At 65.0% G+C, this 19271-nt stretch carries 21 protein-coding genes; 13 read left to right on the plus strand and 8 right to left on the minus strand.

Annotated elements, in window-relative coordinates; translation table 11 throughout:
* Position 1: 1 nt before the first annotated feature.
* A complete protein-coding gene (locus AC1Z32_RS05100) occupies positions 2 to 334 on the minus strand; it encodes a DUF2322 family protein (RefSeq protein ID WP_483477606.1) in 333 nt (110 codons plus the stop codon).
* 53 nt (positions 335 to 387) lie between these two features.
* Complete coding sequence (locus tag AC1Z32_RS05105) at positions 388 to 882, minus strand: MOSC domain-containing protein (protein WP_483477607.1); 495 nt, start codon at positions 880 to 882, stop codon at positions 388 to 390.
* Between the two features lie 131 nt (positions 883 to 1013).
* Here AC1Z32_RS05105 and AC1Z32_RS05110 point away from each other — a divergent pair, with 131 nt between their 5' ends.
* Entirely contained in the window at positions 1014 to 1478 is a 465-nt protein-coding gene (locus AC1Z32_RS05110; protein WP_483477608.1) for a GNAT family N-acetyltransferase, read from the plus strand.
* Complete coding sequence (locus tag AC1Z32_RS05115; protein WP_483477609.1) at positions 1475 to 2095, plus strand: FMN-dependent NADH-azoreductase; 621 nt, start codon at positions 1475 to 1477, stop codon at positions 2093 to 2095. The genes AC1Z32_RS05110 and AC1Z32_RS05115 overlap by 4 nt, the downstream gene beginning before the upstream one ends.
* Here the strand turns inward: AC1Z32_RS05115 and pdxR are convergent.
* Complete coding sequence (gene pdxR / locus AC1Z32_RS05120; protein WP_483477610.1) at positions 2092 to 3561, minus strand: MocR-like pyridoxine biosynthesis transcription factor PdxR; 1470 nt, start codon at positions 3559 to 3561, stop codon at positions 2092 to 2094. The genes AC1Z32_RS05115 and pdxR overlap by 4 nt on opposite strands.
* Before the next feature lie 103 nt (positions 3562 to 3664).
* Between pdxR and AC1Z32_RS05125 the strand changes: the two genes are divergently transcribed.
* Positions 3665 to 4414 (plus strand): SDR family oxidoreductase, encoded by a 750-nt coding sequence (locus AC1Z32_RS05125; RefSeq protein ID WP_483477611.1) that lies wholly within the window; start codon positions 3665 to 3667, stop codon positions 4412 to 4414.
* 189 nt (positions 4415 to 4603) lie between these two features.
* Entirely contained in the window at positions 4604 to 6655 is a 2052-nt protein-coding gene (locus tag AC1Z32_RS05130; protein WP_483477612.1) for a glycoside hydrolase family 28 protein, read from the plus strand.
* Here AC1Z32_RS05130 and AC1Z32_RS05135 read toward each other — a convergent pair.
* From AC1Z32_RS05135 to AC1Z32_RS05150, 4 genes are read right to left on the minus strand one after another with little or no spacing between them, the layout of a single operon-like run.
* Complete coding sequence (locus tag AC1Z32_RS05135) at positions 6652 to 7722, minus strand: ABC transporter ATP-binding protein (RefSeq protein WP_483477613.1); 1071 nt, start codon at positions 7720 to 7722, stop codon at positions 6652 to 6654. The two genes, AC1Z32_RS05130 and AC1Z32_RS05135, sit on opposite strands and share 4 nt — an antisense overlap.
* A gap of 19 nt (positions 7723 to 7741) precedes the next feature.
* Positions 7742 to 8533, minus strand: coding sequence for an ABC transporter permease (locus AC1Z32_RS05140; RefSeq protein ID WP_483477614.1), 792 nt, complete (start codon positions 8531 to 8533; stop codon positions 7742 to 7744).
* Complete coding sequence (locus AC1Z32_RS05145; RefSeq protein ID WP_483477615.1) at positions 8530 to 9468, minus strand: ABC transporter permease; 939 nt, start codon at positions 9466 to 9468, stop codon at positions 8530 to 8532. The genes AC1Z32_RS05140 and AC1Z32_RS05145 overlap by 4 nt, the downstream gene beginning before the upstream one ends.
* A gap of 19 nt (positions 9469 to 9487) precedes the next feature.
* Complete coding sequence (locus AC1Z32_RS05150; protein ID WP_483477616.1) at positions 9488 to 10606, minus strand: ABC transporter substrate-binding protein; 1119 nt, start codon at positions 10604 to 10606, stop codon at positions 9488 to 9490.
* A gap of 366 nt (positions 10607 to 10972) precedes the next feature.
* On the opposite strand from AC1Z32_RS05150, the gene mdcA reads away from it, so the two are divergent.
* Genes mdcA through mdcH form a run of 9 tightly spaced genes read left to right on the plus strand, consistent with a single transcriptional unit; the run spans position 10973 to position 18330 of the window.
* Positions 10973 to 12634, plus strand: a complete 1662-nt coding sequence (gene mdcA / locus AC1Z32_RS05155; RefSeq protein WP_483477617.1) for a malonate decarboxylase subunit alpha — start codon at positions 10973 to 10975, stop codon at positions 12632 to 12634.
* Complete coding sequence (locus AC1Z32_RS05160; protein WP_483477618.1) at positions 12634 to 13524, plus strand: triphosphoribosyl-dephospho-CoA synthase; 891 nt, start codon at positions 12634 to 12636, stop codon at positions 13522 to 13524. The genes mdcA and AC1Z32_RS05160 overlap by 1 nt, the downstream gene beginning before the upstream one ends.
* 8 nt (positions 13525 to 13532) lie before the next feature.
* Positions 13533 to 13841 carry a malonate decarboxylase subunit delta gene (locus tag AC1Z32_RS05165; protein ID WP_483477619.1) on the plus strand — a complete coding sequence of 103 codons (309 nt, stop codon included), beginning with the start codon at positions 13533 to 13535 and terminating at the stop codon, positions 13839 to 13841.
* A 5-nt stretch (positions 13842 to 13846) separates the two neighbouring features.
* Entirely contained in the window at positions 13847 to 14698 is an 852-nt protein-coding gene (locus AC1Z32_RS05170; protein WP_483477620.1) for a biotin-independent malonate decarboxylase subunit beta, read from the plus strand.
* Positions 14695 to 15510, plus strand: a complete 816-nt coding sequence (mdcE, locus tag AC1Z32_RS05175) for a biotin-independent malonate decarboxylase subunit gamma (protein ID WP_483477621.1) — start codon at positions 14695 to 14697, stop codon at positions 15508 to 15510. The genes AC1Z32_RS05170 and mdcE overlap by 4 nt, the downstream gene beginning before the upstream one ends.
* A 39-nt stretch (positions 15511 to 15549) precedes the next feature.
* A complete protein-coding gene (madL, locus tag AC1Z32_RS05180) occupies positions 15550 to 15945 on the plus strand; it encodes a malonate transporter subunit MadL (protein ID WP_062602162.1) in 396 nt (131 codons plus the stop codon).
* A gap of 14 nt (positions 15946 to 15959) precedes the next feature.
* Positions 15960 to 16727, plus strand: coding sequence for a malonate transporter subunit MadM (madM, locus tag AC1Z32_RS05185; protein WP_483477622.1), 768 nt, complete (start codon positions 15960 to 15962; stop codon positions 16725 to 16727).
* Positions 16728 to 16744: 17 nt separating this feature from the next.
* Complete coding sequence (locus tag AC1Z32_RS05190; protein ID WP_483477623.1) at positions 16745 to 17395, plus strand: malonate decarboxylase holo-ACP synthase; 651 nt, start codon at positions 16745 to 16747, stop codon at positions 17393 to 17395.
* Positions 17392 to 18330: a malonate decarboxylase subunit epsilon gene (mdcH, locus tag AC1Z32_RS05195; protein WP_483477624.1), complete on the plus strand. Its 939-nt coding sequence runs from the start codon at positions 17392 to 17394 to the stop codon at positions 18328 to 18330. The genes AC1Z32_RS05190 and mdcH overlap by 4 nt, the downstream gene beginning before the upstream one ends.
* Positions 18331 to 18334: 4 nt before the next feature.
* Here the strand turns inward: mdcH and AC1Z32_RS05200 are convergent, their stop codons facing one another.
* Positions 18335 to 19249 (minus strand): LysR family transcriptional regulator, encoded by a 915-nt coding sequence (locus tag AC1Z32_RS05200; protein ID WP_483477625.1) that lies wholly within the window; start codon positions 19247 to 19249, stop codon positions 18335 to 18337.
* Between the last annotated feature and the right edge of the window lie 22 nt (positions 19250 to 19271).

A 19271-nucleotide genomic window follows, 5' to 3' on the forward strand; every position in this document is an offset into this window, starting at 1 on the left:
CTCAGCTTGCCTGAATCACGTCGATGCGCAGCGCCTCGCCGCCATTGACGATCCCGAGCAGGCGATCCACATTCGGATGCGCGCCCGGACGATTGCGCGCATCGGCGGTATGTTCGGCGAACACCGCGAGCGCGTGTTCCGCTGCGTTGGCGTCCAGCGTGCCGAACGCCTGCTTCAGATAGTTGTAGACCGCGAGCGAGCCTTGCTTGCCCGGCTTGTTCTCGATGCTGGCGACCACTTCGCCTTTGCCGTCGATGAGATCGATGCGCTCGATGCCTTCAATGGCGGGCAGTTGCGCCAGGTTATCCTTGAATACATTGCTCGGCTGGATCACGAAAAGCACTCCATGTTATGAGTTGATGATGCGGGGCGCAGTATCTTAGCCCATCAGCGCAAGGGTTCGATCAGGCTCGCGAGTTCGATTCTTCCGCCTTCGATCACGCGCGCCGTGATGCCGCCGAAGCCGCGCACCGCGTTGTAGCCTCCCACGCCGAAAGTCTCTTCCATGCGCGAACACGGATGACATTCGCCGCTCGCTTCGAGCACGGCATCCCCGATGCGAAAGCGCCGGTCCTTCAGCGCATTGAGGTTGATGCCCGACGTGACGATATTGCGCCGCAGATCGCCGGGGAATATGCCATCGAGACCGAGATGACTCGCGATCGCGCGCAGGCTTTCCGCTTCGATCAGCGTCACTTGCCGGCTGCCGTCCTTGCGGCTGTAGTGATCGCCATCGAGACCGATGCCCGCCAATGCAAGCGCCGAATCGACCACCTGAAGCGCCGCGCGCCGCGACACGCGCAAGCCGATCCAGACGACACGTCCCGGCTTCGCGGGTGCGTTCATGAGCCGGGCAAGAGGAGAATCGGGATTGAGCGGCATGAGTTCGAATGGAGAATGAACCGTTCGATTCTACGCGCGCTGAAACTTGGCCCAGTCCAAAGATCATTTCTTGGCCCTTCAGCCTGTGTCATCGCACCGATATCGTACGTGTCATGCAACGGAGAACACGCATGGACACATCGATTACCTTCCGGCATCTCGACACGCCCGACGACTGGACGCTCGCCTTCGACGTCATGAAGGAACTGCGTCCGCATCTGACGGACGCCGCCGCCTTTTGCGAACAAATGCGCCGTCAACGCGAGGAAAGCTATCGTCTGCTCGCTGCATGTGATAGCGAAGGCGCGATTCTCGGCCTCGCCGGTTATCGCACGCAGACGAACACGCTGTATGGGCGCTTCGTCTATGTCGACGATCTCGTCGTCACCGCGCGGCTGCAAAGCGGAGGAATCGGCGCGCGCCTGCTCGACAAGGTCCGCGAGATCGCGCGTCATTCGCGCTGCGCGCATTTCGTGCTCGATACCGGCCTGCACATGGCGCTCGCGCAACGCTTCTACTATCGCAACGGCCTGCTCGCGAAGGGCATGCACTTCGTTCAGCCGCTGACTGAAAACGACAAGGAAGCCGCGCGATGAAAGTCCTCTTCATCAACGCCAGCCCGCACGGAGAAGCGAGTCACGGCTACCGGCTCGCGCTGGACATGATCGACACGTTGCGCAAAAAAACGCGCGTAGATATGGTCGAGCGCGATCTCGCCGCCATGCCGCTGCCGCCCATCACGCGGAACTATGCGCGCGCGATCACCTCGCGTCATCCGGATGCGAGCCAGTTCGACATCTCCGAGCAATTGGTCCGCGAAATCGAAACGACAGACGCGCTCATCATCAACACGCCGATGCACAACTTCACCGTGCCCGCCGCATTGAAGCTATGGATCGACTATGTGCTGCGCATTCATCGCACGTTCGCGTCGACGCCCGAAGGCAAGGTCGGTCTGATGCGCGACCGGCCCACGTTCGTGATCGTCGGATCGGGTGGCTTTCATTGCGGCGAGCACGCGCGTCAGCCTGATTTCCTCACGCCATATCTGCGTTACGCGCTCGGCTCGATCGGCTTGCAAAGAGTCCACTTCCTGTTGCTGCAAGGACTCGTTCGCGGCGATGACGCCGTGGCCGAAGTGTTGCAGGCCGCGCGCGACGAGATCGCGCGTCACGCGCTCTTCGCATCCGACGACGACACCGTCATGCTCTAACCGTCGTAGGCTCGCCGCAGCATGCGCGCGAGACGCGCGGCTTCGGCGGCATCGGCGACATTCGCGAAGCCGGCGACGATCCCCCGCAACGTATGCTTCGTGCGCCCGCCCAGATACCACGCCGATAACGCGATCACCGCGAGACCCGCTTCGCGCGCGCGGGCGGCTATCGCCATGTCATCGATGGGGCCATCGCGTCCCGCCTGAAAGATCGCGACGAGATGCATGCCGCCCGTCGGCAAGTCGATGCTCGCTTTGTCGCCGAATGCCTTCAGAATCGCATTCGCGAGCAACATGCGGCGCTCGGCATACAGTGCGCGCATGCGCTTCAGATGCCGCGCGAAATGCCCTTGCGCGATGAAGTCCGAGACCGCCGCCTGGTAGAGATAAGGCGATCCCGCATTCATGCTCTTCGTGAGTTGCGCAATGCGCGCGACGGCCCGCTCGGGCGCGACCACATACGAAAGCCGCAAGCCCGGAAACAGCACCTTGCTGAAGGTGCCGCAATAGATCACGCGATCGTCGCGATCGAGACTCTTCAGCGCGGGCAAAGGACGGCCCGCATAACGGAACTCGCTGTCGTAATCATCTTCGACGATCCAGCTTCCCGAACGGCTCGCCCAGTCGAGCAGTTTCATGCGCCGCGCGAGCGAGAGCGTCACGCCGAGCGGACTCTGATGCGCAGGCGTCACAATGGCGAAGCGCGCGTCGCCGGCGAGCGCGATGCCGGCATCGACGTCGAGCCCTTCGTGATCGACGGGCACGGGCACGAGCTTCATGCCCGCATCGACGAGAAAGTTACGCGCGAGCAGATAGCCCGGCTCTTCGAACCACGCGCGGTCTTGGGGCTTTGCGAGACCGCGCAGGACGAGCTCGAGCGTTGCGCGATAGCCGTTCGTCACGAAGACCTGCTCCGGGTCGCACTCGACGCCGCGCGACAGGCCGAGATAAGTCGCGATGCGCTCGCGCAACGGGCGATATCCCGATGGCTCGGGATACGTGAGCGTGGCGAGATCGCCGCTGCGCGCGCGATAGGCGACGAGCCGGCTCCATAGCTTGCGCGGGAACGCATCGAGCGCGGGCAGGCCGGGGCGAAGCGGTTTGGCGTCGTTGCCGATATCGGCGGCCGGTTCAGTTCGCGTGGCGCGCGGCGCCGCTGCGCGCTCGCGGCTCTTGCGCGCCGCCGACAGCGTGACCGCGCCCGGCAGCGACGACGACACGAACGTGCCCGCCGCGCCGCGCATCTGCAAATAACCCTCATCGACGAGAATGTTATAGGCCATCTCGACGGTGCCGCGCGCAGTATTCAGTTGCGTCGCGAGTCCGCGCAATGCGGGCACGCGATCACCCGGCCTCAAATGCCCCGCCGCGATCGCCGACTTGAAACGCTCGCATATCTGCAGATAAATCGGCGCGGCCTCACGCCGGTCGATTTCAATTTTCAACGCAAGGTCGGCTGTGGGCATGGCGCGGCTCATGGACTAGTTGGATCGACGATTCTTGTCCCTTTCTGCTAAGCCATGATTGTCACACAATGACTTCACTTTCACTTGATTAGCGAGGTGCATCATGAAGATCGTCGTCATCGGTGGTTCGGGCCTGATCGGCGCGAAAACGGTCGCGATTCTGCGCGCGAAGGGTCACGAGGCGCTCGCCGCGTCGCCGCGCAACGGCGTCGATTCGGTGACGGGCGCGGGACTGAATGAAGCGCTTCGCGGCGCGCAGGTCGTCATCGACGTGAGCAACGCGCCTTCGTGGGCGCCCGACGATGTGATGGCGTTCTTCCGCGCCTCGACCACCAATCTCGTGAAGGCCGAAGCGGCGGCGGGCGTGAAGCATCATGTCGCGCTGTCCGTGGTCGGGACGGATCGCATGCCGGACAACGCCTATTTCCTCGCGAAAGTGGCGCAGGAAAAGCTGATCGCGGAATCGGGCGTGCCGTATTCCATCGTGCGCGCGACGCAGTTTCTCGAGTTTCTCGGCGGCATCGCGGATGCGGGCATGGAGGACGGCAAGGTGCATCTGTCGACGGGACAGTTCCAGCCGATCGCAGCCGACGATGTCGCGGCCAACGTCGCGGATGTCGCGCTCGGCGCGCCGTTGAACGGCATCGTGGATATCGCCGGGCCGGAGCGCGCGCCGCTGCATGAGATCGTCGCGCGATATCTGAAGGCGCAGGGCGATGCGCGCGAGGTCATTGTCGATCCGAAGGCCACGTACTTCGGCGGCACGATCGACGAAGATTCGCTCGTGCCCACAGGTGAAGCGCGCCGTGGCAGCATCGGTCTGGAACAATGGCTGCAACGCGCGCGCGCGTGATGAAGATAAGCGGGCGCACTCGTCTACCGCCCATTGCACACGAAATATCGCCACGACTCGACGCAGGGCCGGCCGTCCATTTGGCTTAAGGGCGAGCACCAAGTATCGCGCGGTTCATACGGATGCCTAATATTCATCCGATGTCATATGACACCCGCGACTCGGTCGCTCTCCCCAGAGGCCTAAAAATTGAACAGGAATTCCGCCCTATCCACGCTGGTCCGCTCCGGCGCCGCGTGGCTCCCCGCCGTTTCGCTCGCGCTGGCGCTCTCCGCTTGCGGCGGCTCGGATGCAACGACTTCGTCGACTCAGACTTCCGACGCGGTGCACAACGTCACGAATAGCGACGACGACGGTGCCGCCGCATCGGGCGCATCGGGCGCATCGGGCGCATCGGGCGCATCGGCGGCGTCGGACGCATCGGCCGCATCGAGCCCGTCAGCGGCGTCGGAGACATCCGCCGCGCCGGCCGATCCCGCGTCCGGGGCATCCTCGCCTTCGACGGACACGGCCGCCACGCCGCCGGACCAGACCGCGTCCGCCGTCACGCCAACGGGCTTCCAGGTCGGCACGACGACCTACGACCCCGCCCTGCCGCCCGAGCCGACGCTACCGCTCGCCGCGCAACTCTGCGCGACGCTGCCCGCCGCGCTGACGGCGCAATCGAACGGCCTGCTGCCCGACAGCGCCGACGCCACCGATACCGCGCCCGACACCGCGCGCATTCAGGCCGCGCTCGATTCATGCAAGAACCCGTCGAGCACCGGTCTCGCCACGAACAAGGCCGTGCGCCTCGTGCCGGGCTCGAACGGCGCGAACGCGTTCATCGCCGGCGCGCTGAGCCTGCCGAGCGGCGTCACGCTGTGGATAGACAGCGGCGTCACGCTCTTCGCATCGCGCGATCCGCGTCAGTACGACAAGGTCAAGGGCACCGCCAGTTGCGGCATGATCACCGCGAGCGACAACGGCTGTCTCGCGCTCATCAACGCGAGCAAGATCGCGTATGGCGCGGTCGTGGGAGATGGCGTCATCGACGGGCGCGGCGGCAGCCCGCTCATCAGCAGCGTGCCGAACGACCCGAATCTGATGAAGCGTCCCGACGGCAGCGGCACGATGAGCTGGTGGGATATCGGCTGGATGGCGAACAAGGTGCTGAATCAGGCGCAGAACAACCCGCGCCTCATCCAGATCAGCAATGGCCGCAACTTCACGCTGTATCGCGTGACGCTGCAGAATGCGCCGAAGTTTCATGTCGTGCCGAGCGGAGTGGAAGGCTTCACGGCGTGGGGTGTCAAGATCTACACGCCGACCGCCGCCTACGAGGCGATGAAGAACTATCTCGGCATGGCTTACAGCCCGGATACCGCGAAGAACACGGACGGCATCGATCCAGCAAGTTCCGGCCCGATCACGAGCAATGCGGGCAATCCGGGCAAGCTCACGGGCGACGCGAGCAACATGCTGATCGCGTACACGTCTATCCGCACCGGCGACGACAACATCGCGATCAAGGGCGGCACCGGCACGGTCAACGGCCGCACCTACGACATCACGGTCGCGCATAGCCATTTCTATTCGGGGCACGGCATGTCCATCGGCAGCGAGACGGCGGGCACGGCCAACGGTGCGACGAACCCCGGCGTGACGCCGGTGGACGGCATCCTGCCGAGCGTGAGCAATGTCAACGTCTACGATCTCGTGATCGACGGCGCGGACAACGGCCTGCGCATCAAGTCGGACTGGAGCCGCAGCGGCCTCGTCTCCGATATCCGCTATTCGAACGTGTGCATTCGCACGCCGGACTCGTCGGCGGACGGCAAGCCGCAAGCGCTGATCTTCTCGCCGTACTACAGCCCGACGAAGAACGGCGGGCTCTATCCGAACTTCAGGAACATTGCCCTCGACGGCGTGCGCATCGTCAATGCATCGAGCTACACGTTCCAGGGCTTCAACACGGCGAGCCCGGTGCTGCAGGGCTCGGGATGGTCGGCGGGCACGATCGGCTGGCCGAATCCGGCTGTCGTCAATCCGCTGACGATCTCGCTCAGCAATGTCGTCGCGGATGTCGCGCCGCTCTCCTTCACTGCCGCGGATGCGCTCGTTTCCATCGGCGAAGGCGGCACCTCGCTGCCGTTCGCGAACGGAGGCAATGTGAGCGTCACGCGCGCGGCGTTGAACCAGGCGATCGCGCCCGTCGATTGCAGCAAGGCATTCGTGCCGTTCCCTGGCTCGACTCGCTAGCGCACGTTCTCATCCAGCACGAGCAGGTTGTCGTGCGAAAAGCCGAGCGCGACCGGCTGGCCGCGCTCCGGCAGGATCCGGTTGGGATCGTTGAAGAGATCGAGCGAAACCACGGCCCCGCTGACCCGCGCGCGAATGCGGACCACGGCGCCAAGAAAGCTGATCTCTTCGACGGTGGCCGCCAGCGAGTTCCGGCCGTGCGCTGGCGGCTCAAGCAGGATCGCCTCGGGCCGCAGCGCGAGCAGCCGCTCCTTGCCCGCATCGTCGGGAGGAAGCGGCCTCGAGGTCACGAGCTCTTGTCCTTCCACCGCAATGCGCCCCGTCGCAGGATCGATCACGCGGCCAGCGAGAATGTTGAGCGTTCCCACGAACGACGCGACAAAGCGTGTGCGCGGAAAATTGTAGATATCGAGCGGCGCGCCGATCTGCTCGACGCGCCCGTCGTTCATCACGACGATGCGGTCCGAGATCGACAGCGCTTCTTCCTGATCGTGCGTGACGAAGATCGACGTGATGCCGAGTTCACGCTGCAGCGCCCGAATGTCGTCGCGCAGCGAGACGCGGATTTTCGCGTCGAGCGCGGACAGCGGTTCGTCGAGGAGCAGCACCTGAGGCTTGCTCGCAAGCGCCCGCGCCAGCGCCACGCGCTGTTGCTGCCCGCCGGACAACTGCCACGGATAGCGCGCGGCGAGATGCGGCAGCTTGATGAGTTCGAGCATGTCGGCGACGCGCGCATCCATCTCCTTTTGCGAACGCTTCGCCACCTTCAGCGCGAAACCGATGTTCTGCGCCACCGTCATGTTGGGAAACAGCGCATACGACTGAAACACCATGCCGACCGCGCGATCGCGCGTGCGCACATGCGTAACGTCGCGTCCGTCGAGACGGATGGTGCCGTGCGTGGGCGTTTCGAATCCGGCGATCATGCGCAGCACCGTGGTCTTTCCGCAGCCCGACGGCCCGAGAAAGGTGATGAATTCGCCCTTCTCGATCTGCATGTCGAACCGATGCAGCGCGACGTTCGTCCCGAACGCCTTGTGAAGATTGTCGATTTCGAGGAATGCCATGGGTCGCGGCCTCATCGGCTCAAGTTTTATGGCCGGCCAGTGCGCGCGCCGAGCCGAATACCTGGATCAATCCCATCGATGCCCACGTGATGATGAAGGCGATGATCGCCAGCGCCGAGGGCTCGTAGGCGCGATTCGCGCCGATCAGTTGCAGGTACGGTCCGAACGCCGGGCGATCCAGCAGGCTCGCGATCGTGAATTCGCCGATCACGACAGCAAACGTCAGAAACGCGCCCGACAGAATGCCCGAGCGCACGTTGGGAAAGATCACGCGGAACAGGATAGTCGTCCAGCCCGCGCCGAGACACTCGGCGGCCTCGGTCAGCGAGCGGACATCCACGGCGCGCATGCCCGCATCGACGGCACGGTACATATAGGGCAGCGACAACGTGACATAACCGAACACGAGCAGCAGATCGGTCGCGCGCTCGTTGCTGGTGAGCGGCAGTATCGAGCTGCTGTTGTAGATGCGCAGATAGCCGAAGACGATCACGATGGCCGGTATCACGAGCGGCAGCAAGGTGATGAACTCGACGACAGGCCGCAGCTTCGGCAGACGCAGTTGCACCCAGTACGCCGTCGGCACGACGAGCAGCACGCCGATCACGATGGTAAGCAGGCCCATCAGCACCGAATAGCCGAACGACGCCTGAAAATGCGGATCGCCGAGCACGACCCGGTAGGCATCCAGGCTGTATGTATCGCGGCGCATGCGCAGACTGAATTCGAAGGTCGCGGCGAGCGGGATCAGGAAATACAGCGCGCCGACGATCACCGCGATCCAGGCCCCTGCGCGCGATTGCGTGGTCATCGGCGCCCCCTTTCGGCGCGCGCGCGCAGCCAGATGTAGCCGCCGTTCGACAGGCCCGTGACCACGATCATGCCGAGCGCGAGCGCGTAACCGAGATTCTGGTTATGCAGCACGTCGCCGCGAATCTGCGCGTACAGCAGGATCGGAACGATGTTGAGCGAACTGCCCGTCAGCGCGTAAGCCGTGGCGACCGCGCCGAACGCGTTCGCGAACAGGAGCAAGGCCGCGCCGAGCAGACTCGGCCACAAAACCGGCAAACCGACATACCGCCAATACTGTGCCGCCGTCCCGCCGAGACAGTCGCACGCTTCACGCCACTCGCGTTTCAGACCATCGAGCGCCGGCGTGATGATGAGCACCATCAACGGAATCTGGAAGTACAGGTAGGTGATGGTCAGCCCGAAGAAGCTGAGAATGCTGAAGCCGGTGGAATAGAGATTGAAGCCGAGATACTTGCGCGCCAGCACCGTCACGAGTCCCACGCGCCCCAATGTGCAGATGAACGCGAAAGCAAGCGGCACGCCCGCGAAGTTGGACGCAACGCCCGAGAATGTCATGAGCGTGGGCCGGATCCATTCGGGCAGCCGGCCGTGCACCGCGGCCCAGGCGAGCAGCGCGCCGAAGAGCGTTCCCCCGGCGGCGGATGCGACGCTCACCTTCACGCTGATCCAGTAGGCATCGAGCACGCCTGGCTGAAACAGCTCGCGAAGATTGGCCAGCGTGAAGTGGCCCTGAGCGTCCTGAAACGCGCCGATCATCAGAAAGGCGGTGGGCAGCAAGAGAAACAGCAGCGCGAATCCGAAGAACGGCGCGACGCCCGCATAGGCCAGCCAGCCGGCCCCGCTGCCCGCGCGCGAAGGTCCGGACTTTGGCGCGGGCGCGGCCGGGGTCAGCAAGTCCGGGCCGGATGCGCCCGGCTGCGGAGAGGCGCTCATTTCGGCGATCCAGGCACGGCTACTTCACGTTCGCCCCAACGACCTGATCCCAACCTTTGGTCACCGCGTCCTTCGTGGCATTCTGCTGCTCGAGCGTCGGGAAGACCGCGTTGCTGTATGCCGATGCGGGCGGCAGCTTCGCGAGCAGCGCCTGCGGCACCTTTTTCTGCGCGACGAGTTCGTTATAGCGCATCGGGTGACAATAGCCGGCCAGCCAGCCGAGCTGCCCTTCATCGGAGTAAAGGAATTCCATCCATAGCTTCGCGGCGTTCGGATGAGGCGCATAGGCGCTGATCGCCTGGACATAGACGCCCGCCACCACGCCTGTCTTCGGCACGATCACCTGCACTTTCGGATTGCCCTTGAGCGTGTCCCGATCGGCGAGCGCGTTGTAGTCCCAACGCACGATGATCGGCGTCGTGCCCTGCGCCAGCGAAGCGGCCTTGCCGATCACCGGCACGAAGTTGCCGCTCTTGTTCAGATCGGCGAAAAACTTGAGGCCCGCCTGGTCGGCTTTGCCTGCATCGCCCTTGCTCTGCGAGAGGCCGGCCGCATAAACGGCCTGAATGGCCTGATTGGCCGAACGCGGATCGCCGGCGAGGGAGACTGCGTTGCGGTACTCCGGCTTAAGCAGGTCGCCCCAATCGGCCGGCGGCTTGTCGATCATGTCCGCGTTGACTTCGAACGCAAGCACGCCGTAGTAGTCGCCATACCAGTAGCCGTCCGCATCCTTGGAAGCGGCCGGAATCGAATCCCACGTCGATACCTTGTAAGGCTGCAACAAGCCTTCTTTCTTGGCGGACGGCCCGAACGAAAGGCCGACGTCGATGACATCGGGCGCTTGCGGTCCCTTGTTGCCCTTGTTCGCCTTGATCGCTTCGATCTCGTCGCCCGAGCCGGCATCGGGGTTGAGCTCGTTGACGCGGATGCCGTACTTCTTCTGGAACGCGGCGATCAGCGCGCCGTACCCGCACCAGTCATGCGGCAATGCGATCGTCGTCAACTGACCTTCCTGCTTCGCGGCGGCAACGAGCGCGTCAGGTGGCGCAGCCGACGCCGGACCGATGCCGCCCCCCGCCAGTGCTGCCGCTGCGGAGATAGAAAGGACACGGCCCGCCCAGATACGCTTCATCGTCATCGCTGCTCCCCGTGAGGAAGGTAGTGCGTTGAAGAGATCCGCCGATTGCTGATGCAGGCTAGATTTAAATCCCTAAATTTGCAAGCCGTCAAAAAGTAGCGCCGCGCCAGGGAAATTCGTGTCCGTCGATACCACGATTGAGCATTCCATATGCGGCGGAAAAACCGTCATCGGCGCATGTCACCCAGGCTCATCTGCCTGCGAAGCAAGGGAAAACCCTCGCTAACCGAAGCGCCCCGCCCCGCGCGGCGTGCAGGGCAAGGCGGAAAGGATCGTTAGCCTGGGGATAACGAACGCATTCCGAGTGTCATTGAACGCCCATCTCCCGCTCTCTAGACTCGCCTCAAGTCCTGAGCGAGAGCATCCATGTCCAGTCAAAGTCCTTCCCACTCCCGTTGGGCCACGCGCCGCGCGGAAAAACATCGCCGGCTTGCGCGGGTTGCGTCGATCGCGGACGGCAACGTGCTGCCCGCCGGGCGCATCGTCGATATCCTGCAAAACCTGATCGCGCCGGGCGACCGTGTCGTCGTCGAGGGCAACAATCAGAAGCAGGCGGATTTTCTGTCGCGCTCGCTCGCGAAAGTCGATCCGGAAGTCATTCACGACCTGCACCTCATCATTCCGAGCGTGAGCCGGGCCGAGCATCTCGATCTCTTCGAGCGCGGCATCGCAAGAAAGCTCGACTTTGCCTATGCGGGCGCGCAAAGCCTGCGCATCTCGCAGTTCCTGCAGGACGGCATCCTCGAGATCGGCGCGATTCATACCTACATCGAGTTGTATGCGCGGCTCTATGTCGACCTCACGCCCAACGTCGTGCTGATTGCCGGCTTCAAGGCGGATCGCGACGGCAATCTCTATACGGGCGCAAGCACCGAAGACACGCCCGCGCTCGTCGAAGCCGCCGCGTTTCGCGACGGCATCGTGATCGCGCAGGTCAACGAGATCGTGGACGATCCGAAGGACCTGCCGCGCGTCGATATTCCGGGTTCGTGGATCGACTTCGTCGTGCAGGCGGACAAGCCGTTTTTCATCGAGCCGCTCTTCACGCGCGACCCGCGCCTCATCACGCCGATCCAGATCCTGATGGCGATGATGGCGATTCGCGGCATCTACGAGCGGCATCGGGTGCAGTCGCTCAATCACGGCATCGGCTTCAACACGGCGGCGATCGAACTGATCCTGCCGACCTACGGCGAAAAGCTCGGCCTGAAGGGCAAGATCTGCCGCCACTGGACCCTCAACCCGCACCCGACACTGATCCCCGCGATCGAAACCGGCTGGGTCGACAGCGTGCATTGCTTCGGCGGCGAACTGGGCATGGAAGCCTACGTCGCGCAACGGCCCGATATCTTCTTCACGGGTCGCGACGGCTCGATGCGCTCCAACCGCGCGATGTGCCAGCTCGCGGGGCAATACGCGGTCGACATGTTCATCGGCTCGACGTTGCAGATGGATGGCCTCGGCAACTCGTCGACGGTGACGCACGGGCGGCTCACCGGTTTCGGCGGTGCACCGAACATGGGCCACGATCCGCACGGCCGGCGCCACGCGACACCCGCATGGCTCGATCTGCTGCAGACGGACAACCCGCTCGAACGAGGCCGCAAGCTCGTCGTGCAGATGGTCGAGACATTCCAGGCCGGTGGCCAGCCGAGCATCGTCGAGTCGATCGACGCGGTCGAAGTCGGGCGCGAATCCGGAATGCCGCTCGCGCCCGTCATGATCTACGGCGACGATGTCACGCACGTGCTGACCGAGGAAGGCATCGCGTATCTCTACAAGGCGCGCTCGCTCGAACATCGCAAGCAGATGATCGCGGCGGTGGCGGGCGTGACGCCGGTCGGTCTCGCGAACAGCGCGGACAAGCTCGCCGAGCTGCGCCGCGATGGCTTCGTCGCGTTGCCCGAAGACCTCGGCATTCATCGCGGCGAAGCGAGCCGTTCACTGCTCGCGGCGAAGAGCGTGGCGGATCTCGTCGACTGGTCGGACGGGCTTTATGACCCGCCGGCGCGCTTCCGGAGCTGGTGATGCACGAGAACCTCGCCATGAACGCGGCGCGGCCTTTACGCCACGCGCCGGACTTCGCCGATCGCCTCGGCGCGCATGTGGTCGAAGCGCTGATCGACGAAGTGACGCTCGCGCCGAAGCCCGGACTCGTCGATATCCGCAGCCGCGGCGCGCATCACGATCTCGACTGGAAACTGATGTGCGTATCGGCGCTGGCGCTGCAGCCGACCTTCGTCGAGCTGGCGCGCGCGGGCATCGAAACGAGGCCGATGGTCGCGCTGCGCGAGCGCATCGGCGCAATTGGCCGCGAAGGCGAAGCGCGCATGCTCGACGCGACGGGCGGCGTCAATACGCATCGCGGCGCGATCTGGGCGCTCGGGCTGCTCGTCACCGCCGCGGCGCGCGAGCCGTCGGACCTGGCAGCCGATGCAGTCGCCCGGCGCGCCGGATCGATCGCGTGTGTTCCGGATCGCCATGCGCCCGTCCTGACGGGCAACAAGGGCGAGCAGGCGTGCCGCGACTACGACGTCGGCGGTGCGCGCGGGCAAGCGCAGGCGGGCTTTCCGCATGTTGTCGAGATCGCCCTGCCGGAACTGGAACGCTCACGCGAACGCGGCGACAGCGAAACGGCCGCGCGACTGAACGCGCTGCTCGCGGTAATGGCGAGTCTCGACGACACCTGCGTGCTCGCGCGCGGCGGACGAAGTGCACTCGCCGAGATGCAGGACGGCGCGCGGCTCGTGCTGGCGCATGGCGGCGCGGCGCACATCGACGGCCGCCGCCGGCTGAAGACGCTGGACCGGCGGCTCGTCGAACTGCATGTATCGCCCGGCGGCGCGGCCGATCTGCTCGCCGCCGCCCTCTTTCTCGACCGGCTTGGAAGCGAAGCCGGTCATCCGACGAAGGCATAGGAACGCATATGGAAACCATCGTCCTCGAATTCCCGGCGGGCCAGCCCGCGCAACGCCGCGCGCTGGCGGGCGTGGTCGCATCGGGGGACCTCGAAGTCCTGCTCGAAGCGAACGCGGCGCACCGCACCGTGGTGAACATCACGACATCCGTCGACGGCAAGGAACATCTCTGGCAGTCGGTGCTGGAACGCATTCTCGGCGACGGCTCGCTGCCCGCCGCAAAGCTCGAAATCAACGACTCGGGCGCGACGCCCGGTGTCGTGCAGATGCGCATCGGGCAAGTCTTCGAACAACTGAAATCGACCGGCGGAGCGTGAAACATATGGATGCGCAACAACTGCTCGAACGCCAGAGCTTCATCGAACTCGATGCGCGCGGCCGCGCGAAAAAGCTGCTGGACGAAGGCACCTTCAGCGAACTGCTCGATCCGTTCGAGCGTGTGAGCTCGCCCTGGCTCAAGCGGCAAGGCATCGTGACGCAGGCCGACGACGGCACGGTCGTCGCGAAGGGAACCATCGACGGTCAACCTGCTGTCGTGCTCGCCATCGATGGCGGCTTTCAGGGCGGCAGCATGGGCGAGGTGTCGGCGGCGAAGATCGCGGGCAGCCTCGAACTCGCCGCCGAGGACAACCGCAGCGGCATTCCGACGCGCGCCGTCATCCTCTTCGAAACAGGCGGCGTGCGCTTGCAGGAAGCGAATCTCGGGCTGGCGGCCATTGCGGAGATCCACGCGGGCATCGTCGATTTGCGGCGCTACCAGCCGGTGATCGGCGTCACGGCGGGGCCGATCGGCTGCTACGGCGGGATGTCGATCGCGGCGGGTCTTTGCAGCTATCTGATCGGCACGCGCGAGGCGCGGCTCGGGCTCAACGGACCCGCTGTGATCGAGCAGGAAGCGGGCATCGCGGAATTCGATTCGCGCGACCGCCCGATGATCTGGAGCTTCACGGGCTGCGAGCAAAGACATCGCACGGGGCTGGTCGATGTGTACACCGCCGACGACGCCGATGCGATCCGCGCCGCCGTCATCGAGCGGTTTCGCGCCGGACGTCCCGCGGCATGCCGCAGCGAGCGCGTCACCGGCTTTCTCGCGCGGCTTTCCGAAATCGATCCGGACGTGCAGGCCACGCCGGAACATGTGGCCGCCATCTACGGCAAGGGGTTCGGGTCATGAGCACACAAGAGCTTTCGAAGCGCGGCGCGGTCTGGCTGGATGCACTCACTGCCAGCGCGCCGTTGCAGGCGGGCTATCCGCCTTCGGTGCGGGTTGCCGATGCGCGTATCGGCAATCATCCCGCGCGGTTCATCGCGGTGGTGCCGGACCCGGACAACCCGTTTCCGCGCGCACGCAGCGGCGAGGTGGGCCTCGTGGAAGCATGGGAGATCGCGCGGGCGGTGCGTGAAGCCGTCGATGCCGATGCACAGCATGATGAAAAGCGCGCGATCGTCGCCGTCATCGATGTGGCGAGCCAGGCCTACGGACGCCGCGAGGAAGCATACGGCATCCATCAGGCGCTCGCCGCCGCCGCCGATGCCTACGCGAGCGCCCGTCTCGCCGGCCATCCGGTGATCGGGCTGATCGTGGCACGCGCGATGTCCGGCGCGTTTCTCGCGCACGGCTATCAGGCCAACAGGCTGATCGCGCTCGCCGATCCGAAGGTGATGGTTCACGCGATGGGCAAGGAATCGGCCGCGCGCGTCACGCTGCGCTCGGTGGCCGAGCTGGAGGCGTTCACGGCGCGCGTGCCGCCGATGGCCTATGACATCGACAACTACGCGTCGCTCGGATTGCTCTGGAAGCTGCTCTCCGTAAGCAACGCCGACGCCCCCACCGGCGCCGACCAGTCGACGGTCGAAAAGGCGCTGCAAGCCGCCTTCGACGACATTCGCGCCGACCCGTCACGCGGCCTCGAAAGCCGCCTTCGCAGCGAGCACCGCGCGGCCTCGTCGACGGTTCGCCGCAAGCTGCGGGAACAGTGGCGCTAAAGCATCGGAAACCAAACAGACAAATACAGGAGACACGAAATGATCATCTATGGAACCGCGCTGCTCGCGTTCTGCCATCTGGCGGGACTTTTTCTCGGCGACCTGCTCGGGGTCGCGATCGGCGTCAAGACGAATGTCGGCGGTGTCGGCATCGCAATGCTGCTCCTGATCTTCCTGCGCCTCTATCTGCACGGAAAGGGCTTGCTGCCGAAGGAAACCGAAGCGGGCGTCGGCTTCTGGGGCGCGATGTACATCCCGGTCGTCGTCGCGATGGCGGCGAACCAGAACGTCGTCGCCGCGCTCAAGGGCGGACCCGTCGCGCTGCTGTCGGCATTGGGCGCCGCGGCTGTCTGCGCGGGCTGCATCGCCGTGCTGTCCCGCACCGGTCACGACAGCACGTCGTTCGTGAACGCGCCGCATCTCGAAGAAATCTGAAGCAGGAGTCAGCCATGTTCCAAATGATCGACAAGGTTCTGATGCATAACGGCCTCATCACGGCGTTCGCGCTGGTGGGGCTCATCATGTGGGTGTCGTCGCTGATCTCGCGCAAGCTGACCTTCGGGCGCGTGCACGGCTCGGCCATCGCCATCGTGATCGGCCTCGTGCTCGCCTATTTCGGCGGCGCGTTCACCGGAGGACAAAAAGGTCTCGCGGACTTGCCGCTCTTTACCGGCGTCGGCCTGATGGGCGGCGCTATGCTGCGGGACTTCGCCATCGTCGCGACGGCGTTCGAAGTGCAGGCCAACGAGGCGCGCAAGGCCGGGCTCATCGGCGTGGTGTCGCTGCTTCTGGGGACCGTGCTGCCGTTCATCGTCGGCGCGAGCATTGCGCATGCGTTCGGCTACACCGACGCCGTGAGCATGACCACCATCGGCGCGGGCGCGGTCACATACATCGTCGGACCGGTGACGGGCGCGGCGATCGGCGCAAGCTCGGATGTGATCGCACTCAGCATCGCGACGGGTCTCATCAAGGCGATCATCGTGATGATCGGCACGCCGCTCGCAGCGGGCTTCATGGGGCTGAAGACGCCGCGCTCCGCCATGATCTTCGGCGGGCTGGCCGGCACGGTGAGCGGCGTCAGCGCGGGACTGGCCGCGACCGACCGGCGGCTCGTTCCCTACGGCGCGCTGATCGCGACGTTCCATACGGGCGTCGGCTGCCTGCTCGGGCCGTCGCTGCTGTTCTTCGCGACCAAAGCGCTGATGGGCGCGTGATGCGAAGGAGAGCCACTGTGCCGATCGCCGATGAAGTCATTCGCCCGCACGATCTTCTGTGGATCGCCGCGCCAAAGGACATCCGCACGGCATCGAAGCTGCCTGCGTGGGCTTCGTCCGAGTGGCTCTCGATCGCGCCGGCCGTGGTGCGGCGCGAAGCGGTCGGCGAGCAGGACATCGTGCCCGTGGGGCTTCGGGGGCGCACGCGCAGCGAGCGGTTCGCGGCGTTCGTTACGCGCGAGCGGATCGCACGGCGCGTGACACCCGAGGCGCTCGCTCAGGCGCGTGCCTGGCGCATCGATACCGCGATCGCGAGCCTGCCCTGCGTGCGCGCCCTCGCCAGCATCGCGCCCGAACTCGACCGGCTTCAATTGTCGTGGGGCATCATCGGAAGCGTGGGCTTTGCGCTGGCGAGCGGCGTGAGCACGTTGAGACAGGACAGCGACCTCGATCTGCTGCTGCGCGCCACGCGGCCGCTGCCGCGCGATGAAGCGCAGGTGCTCCTGTCGATGCTGACGCGCATGCCCGCACGCATCGATATGCAGGTGGACACCGGTCACGGCGGGTTCGCGCTCGCTGAGTGGGCGGGTCGAGCGGACCGCGTGCTGCTGAAGACGGGACGTGGCCCTCTGCTCGTAGCCGATCCCTGGGCCGAGCACGCATCATGAGCGTGCTATTCACGTTCCCCGGCCAGGGCTCGCAGCGCGCCGGCATGCTGCACGCGCTGCCGGATCACATCGACATTGCCCGCACGCTCGAAGAAGCCAGCGACACGCTCGGCCATGACGTCCGATTCATCGACGATGCAGTGTCGCTGCGCTCCACCGTCGCCGTGCAGCTTTGTCTGCTGATCGCGGGCGTCGGTCAGGCGCGCGTCATGCAGGCCTATGGCCATGTGCCCGACATGGTGTCGGGGCTTTCCATCGGCGCATATCCCGCCGCGGTGATCGCGGGCGCTCTGTCCTTTTCCGATGCGCTCAGGCTCGTCGCATTGCGCGGCCAGTTGATGGAACAGGCCTATCCGCGAGGCTACGGCATGACGGCGATCGTCGGCCTGACGCAGCGCCCGCTCGAACGGCTGATCGCGCAACTGAGCAGCGACGCCGAGCCCGTCTTCCTTGCAAACATCAACGCGGAAACACAGATGGTCGTCGCGGGCAGCGACGCCGCGATGAATCGTCTCGCGGCACTCGCAAGGGACCACGGCGCGCAACGCTGCGAGCGTCTCGATGTCGCGGTGCCGTCGCATTGCGCCCTGCTCGACGCGCCCGCAGCCGCGCTCGCCAAAGCCTTCGCTCCGGTCGAGGTGCGCGCGCCGCGCATCGTGTATCTGAGCAGCAGTGTCGCGCGGCCGCTTTTCGACGGCGCACGCATTGCCGCCGATCTTGCGGGCAACATGGCGCGGCAGGTGCGCTGGCACGACACGATGAGACTCGCGTGGGAACGCGGCGCGCGCCTCGCGATCGAGATGCCGCCCGCCAATGTCCTGACGCGGCTGGCCGGTTCGGTTTTCACCGAAGGCATCGCGGTGTGTTGCAGCGAGACCTCGTTGCCTGATCTCGGCGCGCTCATCGACAGGGCATGCGCAAGCGGCGAGCAGTGAAGCGTCAGTCAGCGCTTCTCGTGCGCAGACGACAGACGGCCATCAGCGCGAGCAAATTCGGATCGCGCTCGCGCGCGCGCAGGAAACTGACGCCGATGGTCTGGCGCATCAGATATTGCGGTTTGAGCGGAATGAATTGCACCTTGTCACCGAAGACGCCGCGCACGCGCCCGGGAAGGAGCGTATAGCCGACTCCGCCGCTCACCAGATTCATCAGCGAGAAGATGTCGCCGGTTCGCATCGTCACGTTCGGCGTGAAGTCCGCGACGCGAAACGCCTCGACGAAGCCGTGATATGTCGCGAAGCCTTCGCCCAGCGAAACGAAGGTCTCGTCGCGGCAATCCCGAAGATCGACCGCTTCCTGCTTTGCATAGGGCGAACCGGCGGGCGCGGCGAAAAAAATGTCGTCTTCGAAAAGAGGAATGGATTCGATCTCGGGTTCGCCGTCGGGCACCGCCATCAGCGCCGCATCGATTTCGCTTCGCTTCAGCTTGTCGAGCAGTTCGACATTCGGGCCGAGCACCAGCTCGACGTGAAGCGCGGGCCTGCGCACTTTGATATCGACGACGATGCCGGGCACGGTCTTGATGGTCAGCGAGTAAAGCGAACCGATTCTCAGGCGGTCTGACGAATAGCCCGCGGCCTCGCGCGTCGCACGAATGCCATCGGACAGCAGCGTCATCACCTCCTGCGCGACATCGGCGAGTATCTGCGCCGCTTCCGTCGACTTGAGATTGCGGCCCTCATGGCGGAACAGCGCACATCGCACGCCTTGCTCGAGGGAATGCAGCGCGCGGTGCACGCTGACGGTGCTCACGTTCAGCGCCTCGGCCGCCTTCGCCAGGTTGCCGGTTTCCATGAACGCGAGCAGAACTTCGAGCTTGCGGAAGGTGATCTCATCGTCGATTCGGTCGCGCATCTTGGATCATGGAACGGTCGAA

Source organism: Caballeronia sp. 11_S32, assembly GCF_056930355.1.

Coding starts and splice junctions, on each gene's coding strand:
- AC1Z32_RS05105 (WP_483477607.1), bottom strand. CDS start 882: ATGCCGCTCAATCCCGATTCTCCTCTTGCCCGGCTCATGAACGCACCC.
- AC1Z32_RS05110 (WP_483477608.1), top strand. CDS start 1,014: ATGGACACATCGATTACCTTCCGGCATCTCGACACGCCCGACGACTGG.
- AC1Z32_RS05115 (WP_483477609.1), top strand. CDS start 1,475: ATGAAAGTCCTCTTCATCAACGCCAGCCCGCACGGAGAAGCGAGTCAC.
- pdxR (WP_483477610.1), bottom strand. CDS start 3,561: ATGCCCACAGCCGACCTTGCGTTGAAAATTGAAATCGACCGGCGTGAG.
- AC1Z32_RS05125 (WP_483477611.1), top strand. CDS start 3,665: ATGAAGATCGTCGTCATCGGTGGTTCGGGCCTGATCGGCGCGAAAACG.
- AC1Z32_RS05135 (WP_483477613.1), bottom strand. CDS start 7,722: ATGGCATTCCTCGAAATCGACAATCTTCACAAGGCGTTCGGGACGAAC.
- AC1Z32_RS05140 (WP_483477614.1), bottom strand. CDS start 8,533: ATGACCACGCAATCGCGCGCAGGGGCCTGGATCGCGGTGATCGTCGGC.
- AC1Z32_RS05145 (WP_483477615.1), bottom strand. CDS start 9,468: ATGAGCGCCTCTCCGCAGCCGGGCGCATCCGGCCCGGACTTGCTGACC.
- AC1Z32_RS05150 (WP_483477616.1), bottom strand. CDS start 10,606: ATGACGATGAAGCGTATCTGGGCGGGCCGTGTCCTTTCTATCTCCGCA.
- mdcA (WP_483477617.1), top strand. CDS start 10,973: ATGTCCAGTCAAAGTCCTTCCCACTCCCGTTGGGCCACGCGCCGCGCG.
- AC1Z32_RS05160 (WP_483477618.1), top strand. CDS start 12,634: ATGCACGAGAACCTCGCCATGAACGCGGCGCGGCCTTTACGCCACGCG.
- AC1Z32_RS05165 (WP_483477619.1), top strand. CDS start 13,533: ATGGAAACCATCGTCCTCGAATTCCCGGCGGGCCAGCCCGCGCAACGC.
- AC1Z32_RS05170 (WP_483477620.1), top strand. CDS start 13,847: ATGGATGCGCAACAACTGCTCGAACGCCAGAGCTTCATCGAACTCGAT.
- mdcE (WP_483477621.1), top strand. CDS start 14,695: ATGAGCACACAAGAGCTTTCGAAGCGCGGCGCGGTCTGGCTGGATGCA.
- madL (WP_062602162.1), top strand. CDS start 15,550: ATGATCATCTATGGAACCGCGCTGCTCGCGTTCTGCCATCTGGCGGGA.
- madM (WP_483477622.1), top strand. CDS start 15,960: ATGTTCCAAATGATCGACAAGGTTCTGATGCATAACGGCCTCATCACG.
- mdcH (WP_483477624.1), top strand. CDS start 17,392: ATGAGCGTGCTATTCACGTTCCCCGGCCAGGGCTCGCAGCGCGCCGGC.
- AC1Z32_RS05200 (WP_483477625.1), bottom strand. CDS start 19,249: ATGCGCGACCGAATCGACGATGAGATCACCTTCCGCAAGCTCGAAGTT.